Here is a 7,631-nt window from a genome sequence, read left to right as displayed (position 1 = left end):
CACACAACCCTCCACACCACACCCCCCCCACACCCCCCCCGCGCCGCCCCCGCCCCCCCCCGCCCCCCCCCCCGCCCACCCCCCCCCCCCCCCCCCCCCCCCCCCCCCCCCCCCGCCCGGCCGGACTGCTACAGAGTGAATTGTTGCCGGATCAGAAATCCCAGCGGCTGGTCAGCATCAGGTTGCGCGGCTCGCCGTAGTAGCTGGTGTCGAAATTCCCCAGGCCGCTGAGGTAGCGCTTGTCCAGCACGTTGTTGGCGTTGACCGTGAAGCTCAGGTGCTCGTTGTACTGGTAGCGGCTCATCAGATCGACCAGGCTGTAGCCGCCTTGCCTGATGCGGGTGTAGTCGCCTGCGGCGTTGCTGTAGATCTGACCGTAGAAGCCGCTCTGCCAGCTGATCCCGCCGCCGACCGTGACTTTGTCCATCGCGCCGGGCAGGCGATAGCTGGTGAAGACCCGCGCCACGTGTTCCGGTTTGGTGGTGGTCAGCGGGTAGCCGAAGATGCGCTGATCGTCGGCGTCGCGGGTGCGGGCGTAGGTGTAGCCCGCCGACATATTCCAGCCTTCGAGAATTTCCCCGGCCAGCTCCAGTTCCACGCCCTTGGTGGTCGCGCCGTCGATGGCCTTGTAGATGCCTTCGTTGGTCAGCGGGTTGGTGCCGATGGATTCGGCGACGTTGTCCTGTTCGATGCGGAACAGCGCAAGGCTGGCGTTGACCCGGCCATCCAGGTACGCCGCCTTGATCCCGGTTTCATAGGCGTTGCCTTCCATCGGCGCCAGGGTCGAGCCGTTGGCATCCTTGTAGACCTGCGGCTGGTAGATCGAGGTGTAGCTGGCGTACACCGAGTAGGTGTCGTCCAGGTCATACACCACCCCGGCGTAGGGCGTGAACACCCCGTGTTCCTTGTAGCTGGCGTGGGTGTCGTCGATGCCGCTGCCGGGGTAGTAGCGGTAATCCTCGTTGTATTTGAAGGTGCTCAAACGCCCGCCCAGGATCAGCGACAGATCGTCGGTCGGGCGCAGGCGCGTGGCCAGGTACACACCGTTCTGGCTCTGGGTGCGTTCGTACTTGCCGTTCTTGGGGAAGTCCTGTTCGGCCAGGTGGCCGTCCCAGTTGAAGATGCTGCCCGGGACTTCGCTGAAGGCCGAGGTGTCGAAGGTGGCGCCGGTCTGGCGAGAGTGCGAGGCCATGACCCCGGCAACCAGTTCATGCTCGCGACCGCCCAAGGTGAAGGGGCCCGAGACGTTGATGTCGGCGGTGTTCTGCACCCGATGACCCTCCCATCGCCCCCAGTACAGGAACATCCCTTCGCCGGTGAGCGGGTCCGGGTTGCCGCCGCTGGCCGAGGCCAGGCGCGTGTCGTGGTCGGTGGTTTTCTGGTCCAGGCTGAGCTTGAGTTTCCAGTCGTTGGCCAGCGCCTGTTCAAGGTTGGCGAAGTAGGCCAGCGAGTCGAAGTCGCGACGGCTCCAGTCGGCGCCGGGGTTGAAGCTGCGGGAGAAATTTGTGCGCGTGCCGTCGGCGTAGTACACCGGGTTGCCGGTCCAGGTCGAGCCACGCGGCGTCACGCTTTGTTGATCGATGCCAAAGGTGAGGGTGGTGTCGGGCGTCAGGTCGGCTTCGAGGACACCGTAGAACAGGTCTTTCTTCTGCGAGTAGTGGTCCTGATAGGAGTGGCGGTCCTGGTAGGCACCGACGACTCGGCCGCGCACGCTGCCGCTGTCGTTGAGCGATCCGGATACATCGGCCTCGGTGCGATAGGCATCCCAGGAACCGACGCTGCCGCTCACCGAAGCCTTGAAGTCGCGGGTGGGTTTCTTGCGCACCAGGTTGACCGTGGCCGAGGGATCGCCCGAACCGGTCATCAGGCCGGTGGCGCCCTTGATGACCTCCACGCGGTCGATGGTCGCCATGTCCACGTGGGTGGTGCCTTCGTCGTACACCCCGTCATAGATGGTGTTGACGCCGTCGTACTGGTAGTTGGTGATGGCAAACCCCCGCGCCGAATATTCCATGCGCTCGCTGTCGTAGGCCTGGCGAGAGATGCCGGGGGTGTTGCGCAACACGTCGCCGATGTCCTGGGCGCCGTGGTCATCGATTTGCTGGCGAGTCACGACGGTCACCGATTGCGGCGTTTCGCGCAGGGTCAGCGGCAGTTTGGTGGCGGTGGTCGTCGCGCCAGTGGTGTAGGAGCCCGTGCCTTCGGTGGTCAGTCCCAGCGCCATGCCGGAGATGGACGTGGCTTGCAGTTGCATGGCCGACGAATCGGCAGCGCGCTGGAAGCTGTAGCGTCCATCGGGCAGGCGCACCGCGACGATCTGGCTGCCTTGCAGCAGTAACTGCAGGGCGCTTTCGGCGCTGTAGTCACCCTTGACCGGGTGGCTCATGCGGCCTGCGACCACGTCCTCCGGAAACGACAGCAACAGCCGCGCCTGCTGGCCGAACTGATTGAGCGCGCTGGCCAGCGGCGCTGCCGGAATGTCGTAGTGGCTGATGCTGCTGTCTTCGGCCAGCGCCCAGCCCGGCAGGGTAATGGTTGCCATCGCCGCACAGACCTGAGCGATGCCGCTGATTGCCGAGAGGGAGGAGGGAGCCAGAAGCGATGAAGTGTGGCGCGAGTGCATGGGTTGCCGTTTCCTTTCGAATGCTGATGTCTGGCCTATGAGTCTCGCCAGATTTCGAAACGGCTCATCGCGGGCGCACTTTATTTTCTAGGCGGTGCGTTCGGGGCGGCGCAGCTTCACCCACAGCCGGGTAAATCGCTGTACCTCAAGCTTGAGGGTGTCGGCCACCGCGTCGATGACCTGATCGCTGTCGGCCAATGGGTAGGTACCCCAGACGCGCAATCGGGCCAGGGTCGGGTCGCAACTCAGGTGGCCGTAGCGATAACGCGCCAGGTCTTGCAGAAACGCTTCCAGCGGCTGGCCGTGGGCGACGATCATGCCCTCGGTCCATGGCGCCGAAGCTTGTTCAAGCGGGTGGCGCTCAAGCAGTGCATGGGGGGAGAAGCGTGCCTGCTGTCCCTGATCGAGCAGGGTGGTGTCCCGGCCCAGGCCTGTGCTGACCTGCAGCGACCCTTTGTAGACCGACAGCAATGTACTGCCGTTGTCGAACAGCCGGGTGCTGAACTGCGCGGATGCCGCTTTCGCCTCGATGCCGGCTGCGCGCATCAGCAGCCCGGCGGTGGCACGGGTGTCGATCAGTACTTCGCCGCGCAGCAGGTCTATCTGCCACTGGTTGTTGCGCTGCTGCACGTCGATGGCGGTGCGGGTGTTGAGGGCAAGCTCGATTTCACTGCTTAAGGCCACTTTGCGCTGTTCGCCGACACCGGTGCTGTAGTCCGCAGTAAAGCGCTGGGCCAGGCTCGTGTCTCGCGCCGTCCAGGCCGTGGCGCCGGCGGCCAGTAGCAGCCCCAGACTCTTGATCGCCCGACGTCGGCTGATGCCTGAGTGGCTGGGCGCCAGCAAGGCGCGCTTGGCCAGCCCTGAGTCACCGGCCTGACGGAACGCCTGCATCTGCCCGGCCAATGCCTCAGCCCGTTGCCAGGCGATGTCGTGAAGACGGGTTTCATTGCGCCAACGGTGGAACGCCGCCAATGTTCGTGGATCGACGTCAAGGGAATGAATCTCCAGCCACCACTCCATGGCTTTTTCGCACACCTCCAGGGGCAGCGTTTCCTGGGTCATGACCAGACTGGCTCTGAGCAGGCCGATGCAGGCGAGGCAATCATCAGGCAACGGGCCCCAGCCTTGACGATGTGCCGCTTGACCGTGGCAATCGAGATGTCCAGACGCTCGGCGATTTCACCGTGGCTCAGGCCGTCCAGTTGCGACCAGAGAAACGCCTGGCGAACTGGAACGTCCAGCAGCGACAGGGCTTCGTCCAGTTGCACCAGGGTTTCGAACAGGATCAGTTGCGTGGCCAGGTCCGGCACCAGCGCTTGCGGTTCGTCTTGCAGCGCTTGCAGATACGCCTTCTCCAGCCGCGCCCGACGGTAGTGATTGGACAGCACACTTCGCGCGACCTTGGCCAGGAACGGCCGAGGCTCGCGGACTTCCAGCACGTCCTCTGTCAGCAGCAGGCGCATGAAGGTGTCCTGCATCAGGTCGGCAGCGCGCTGCGAGCAGTCCAACTGACGGAACAGCCAACTTCGCAGCCAGCGATGCTGCTGCTCATAGAGGGCGGTGAGTTGTGCGGAATTGGGCGAGGCCATAGAGGCGGGTACACAGATGACGGTAAATGAGATTCGATATCATATGCGAGTTGCTTTCGTCACGGCAAATGCTGACGACTCGACCGCACCCGCTATACAGTGCGAGGCATGCACGCCTGAGGGAGACAGCAATGCCCAGAACCACCGAGCGATTGACCTTGCGAGCGCCGACTCAGGACGATCTGGCCAGCCTGTTCGCGATCTACGGCGATCCGGCGACCAACCGCTTCAACCCGTCAGGACCGCTCACGCGCATCGAACAGGCGCAGTCGCTGCTCGATGGCTGGCTGGCGCACTGGCAGAGCAAAGGATACGGGCAATGGGCAATCGCCACCCGCGAGTCGCCCCTTGAGGTGATCGGTTTTGGCGGCATCGACGCGCGCAAGTACCTGAAGGTCGAGCGGCTGAACCTGGGTTACCGCTTCGCGGTGCAGGCTTGGGGGCAGGGCTTTGCAACCGAACTGAGCCAGGCGGCGCTTGAATACGGCTTCATCGAACTTCAAGTGCCCGAGATCTATGCCGTGGTCCGACCCGCCCACCAAGCCTCGATCCGCGTGCTGGAGAAAGTCGGCATGCAACGCATCGACACCCTGGACGACGTACCGGGGCAGGCGCCGAGCCTGGTGTATCGCGCAAGACCATAGGCATGCAGGGTTCCATGTTTTTCGGCGTTCACAAAACCGTAGAAGCGCGCTTGCCCGCGACCGCGATGTGTCTGCCCACTATTTGTGTCTGACACATCGTCGTCGCGGGCAAGCGCGCTTCTACAAGACCGGCGCAGATTCATCCGTAGCAGTCCGGCTTGCCGGCGTCGGCGATCTCAAGGACGCTCCCGCCGGCAAGCCGTGCTGCTACGGGGTTTGTGTCTTCTTACCTCCCGCGTGTCGCGGTCAGGCTGCGGCTCTTTCCGGCAATTTCGCAATCACCTTGATCTCGAAATCATACCCATACAACCAGGTCACCCCCACAGCCGTCACCGTCGGGTAGGGCGCCTGGCCCCAGAACTCCTGCAGCACGCCCCAGATCTCCTCAAACCGCACCTGTGGATCGACCATGAACACCGTCACATCGATAACATCGTCAAAGGTACAACCCGCCTCGTGGAGAATCGCATTCAGATTGCTGAACGCCCGGCGTACCTGAGCCTTGAGTTCGGGCTCCGGCGAGCCATCCTCACGGCTGCCGACCTGCCCGGAAACGAACAACAGCCCATTGGATCTGATCGCCGGCGAATAGCGATTGCGTTCGTAAAGCGCCTGGCGGCCAGGCGGGAAAACAACGTCGCGAACAGTCATGTGAAGCCTCCATCAAGGGATCGAATAAAAACGATGGAGCCACTCTAAAGGGCTTGCGCCGGGCGGATAAACGAGCAACTGTGTTCAGCACTGTTTGCGTTTTCCAAACAATCATTGGCAAACAATCCCCTTCAATTTCGGAGTCGTCATGGACCGTTTCGACGCGATGCAGGCCTTCGTCCGGGTGGTTGAAACCGGCAGCTTCACCAAGGCCGCGACCACGCTGCACATGAGCAAGACCAGCGTCACCCAGTTGATCCAGCAACTGGAAGCGCGCCTGCGGGTCAGGCTGCTCAACCGCACCACGCGCAAGGTCAACGTCACCGCCGACGGCGCGGCCTATTACGAGCGTGCAGTGCGGGTGCTGGCAGATGTCGACGACGCCGAAACCAGCCTCTCCAGCGCCTCCGTCGTGCCGCGTGGGCGCCTGCGGGTGGACGTGCCCAGCCCGTTTGCGCGAACCATCCTGATCCCCGCGCTGCCGGATTTTCACGCCCGCTATCCCGATATCCAGATCGATCTGGGCGTGAGCGATCGCCGGGTCGACCTGATCGGGGAGAACGTCGATTGCGTGGTGCGCGGTGGTGAACTGACCGACCAATCGCTGATGGCCCGCCGCATCGGCGACCTGCAACTGGGTGTCTACGCCTCGCCGGATTACCTGCAAAGGGCTGGAACGCCGGCGCATCCCCGTGATCTGGAAAACTCCCATCACCGCATCGTCGGCTACCGCTGGGCACGCACCGGCAAGCTGTTCCCGATGGCCATGCAGCGCGACGACGAAACCCTGCAGGTGCAGGGCCGCCCGGTGCTGACGGTCGACGACGGCAACGCCTACATCACTGCGGGCATAGCCGGCATGGGCGTGCTCTGGCTGCCCAGGTACATGGCGACCGAGGCCCTTGAGCGCGGCGAACTGGTGCGGCTCTTCGAGGACTGGCAACTGGATGTGATGCCGATGTTCCTGGCGTACCCGCCCAACCGCCACATCAGCCTCAAGTTGCGGGTGTTCATCGACTGGGTGGTGGAGTTGATGGAACGCCACGAGTCAGTCATCACCAAGCCTTCGTGAGCCGTCCGAAGCCTCTGGATCAGGCTTTACTGTGAGGGGGTTATCTGATTGGCACTAAAAGAAACAGGTGGGAAGAAACAGGAAGAAACGAGCCGAGCCGGGAAAACCGGGGGGTTGCGTAAAAAAACGGTGCCAAAGCAAGCGCGCTGTGCAAAAACGTGAAGACACAAAAAAAGCCCGCAATGTGCGGGCTTTTTGGCACTGGAGATTTAGATCATCCATCCACCCGACCAAACCACGCGCCCGACAATGTGCAATCTCTCCAAATGCTTGCCAGGAACGTGAATGGGTTGGTACGCCGAATTGGCGCTGATTACCGTAACCCCGCCATCCAACTGACGCTGTAGACGCTTGGCGTAGAGCAGGTCATCGAGCCGGATCACATAGAAGCCGTCACCCTGGATATGGTTGCGCGACAGATCCACCATCACCGTATCCCCATCTTTCATGATCGGCTCGTTCGAGTCGCCATCTACGCGCACCGCAGCCAGGTTGGCCGGTGTAAGCCCTTTCTTTCTGAGGCTGTATCGGGTGAAGGCGAGCATTGTCAGCACCCGAGCCCCTTCCGTCCACGCCCCGTGGCCTTGGCTGATCTTGGCGTCATACAGAGGCACGTATGCATACACGTCCTCCGAGGGCTGCTCAGGCTCGCCCCCAGCGAACATCTGCCCCTTACCCGATGCAATCCAGTCGAGCGATACCCCTTTAGCCGAAGCCAAGAGCGCTAGCGAGTTGAACGCGGGCATTCCTTCGCCTGAGATCCAGCGCATCAGGGAGGACATTGCCACCTTCGCAGCCTCCGCAGCCTGTTTTCGGGAATCGAAAAGGCTAGCGACCTCGGCTATGCGGGTTTCTATTCCCGAATTCGGAAAAGAAACCGCATCCTCTCCACGAGGGGCGTGATTTTTTTCTCCGTAACTGCCTGATTTCAAAGGGATTTATCCGAATAAAGTTCATTACATCGCAAAAACGGGAATAAAAACTCCCGAATTCGGTTTACCGGTTCCCGTATACGGGATATATTGTCCTAAACCGGCCGTTAGAAAGCCGAA

At 62.3% G+C, this 7,631-nt stretch carries 7 protein-coding genes; 2 read left to right on the top strand and 5 right to left on the bottom strand.

All coding sequences use genetic code 11. The features are described from left to right. Positions 1-151: 151 nt before the first annotated feature. The 3 genes from ACIPOO_RS16290 to ACIPOO_RS16280 form a co-directional block, all read right to left on the bottom strand. Positions 152-2,623 carry a TonB-dependent siderophore receptor gene (locus ACIPOO_RS16290; protein ID WP_400608552.1) on the bottom strand — a complete coding sequence of 824 codons (2,472 nt, stop codon included), beginning with the start codon at positions 2,621-2,623 and terminating at the stop codon, positions 152-154. Between the two features lie 87 nt (positions 2,624-2,710). Beyond that, on the bottom strand, positions 2,711-3,685 hold the full coding sequence (locus ACIPOO_RS16285; RefSeq protein ID WP_400608551.1) for a FecR domain-containing protein: 975 nt from the start codon (positions 3,683-3,685) through the stop codon (positions 2,711-2,713). Continuing rightward, the gene (locus ACIPOO_RS16280; protein ID WP_400608550.1) at positions 3,682-4,212 is read right to left on the bottom strand and encodes a sigma-70 family RNA polymerase sigma factor; all 531 of its coding nucleotides are present in this window, start codon (positions 4,210-4,212) and stop codon (positions 3,682-3,684) included. The genes ACIPOO_RS16285 and ACIPOO_RS16280 overlap by 4 nt, the downstream gene beginning before the upstream one ends. Positions 4,213-4,343: 131 nt before the next feature. Here ACIPOO_RS16280 and ACIPOO_RS16275 point away from each other — a divergent pair, with 131 nt between their 5' ends. Beyond that, on the top strand, positions 4,344-4,856 hold the full coding sequence (locus tag ACIPOO_RS16275) for a GNAT family N-acetyltransferase (protein ID WP_400608549.1): 513 nt from the start codon (positions 4,344-4,346) through the stop codon (positions 4,854-4,856). Positions 4,857-5,102: 246 nt separating this feature from the next. Here the strand turns inward: ACIPOO_RS16275 and ACIPOO_RS16270 are convergent, their stop codons facing one another. Beyond that, the gene (locus ACIPOO_RS16270; RefSeq protein ID WP_274131337.1) at positions 5,103-5,507 is read right to left on the bottom strand and encodes a RidA family protein; all 405 of its coding nucleotides are present in this window, start codon (positions 5,505-5,507) and stop codon (positions 5,103-5,105) included. 148 nt (positions 5,508-5,655) lie between these two features. On the opposite strand from ACIPOO_RS16270, the gene ACIPOO_RS16265 reads away from it, so the two are divergent. After that, positions 5,656-6,579 (top strand): LysR substrate-binding domain-containing protein, encoded by a 924-nt coding sequence (locus ACIPOO_RS16265; RefSeq protein WP_400608548.1) that lies wholly within the window; start codon positions 5,656-5,658, stop codon positions 6,577-6,579. A gap of 209 nt (positions 6,580-6,788) precedes the next feature. On the opposite strand, the gene ACIPOO_RS16260 is transcribed toward ACIPOO_RS16265, so the two are convergent. Further along, the gene (locus tag ACIPOO_RS16260) at positions 6,789-7,511 is read right to left on the bottom strand and encodes a S24 family peptidase (RefSeq protein WP_400608547.1); all 723 of its coding nucleotides are present in this window, start codon (positions 7,509-7,511) and stop codon (positions 6,789-6,791) included. Positions 7,512-7,631 lie beyond the last annotated feature (120 nt).

The sequence above is a fragment of the Pseudomonas sp. NPDC090201 genome (assembly GCF_044746825.1).
Taxonomy (GTDB): domain Bacteria; phylum Pseudomonadota; class Gammaproteobacteria; order Pseudomonadales; family Pseudomonadaceae; genus Aquipseudomonas; species Aquipseudomonas putida_AD.
This window is presented reverse-complemented; position numbering and strand designations above follow the sequence as displayed.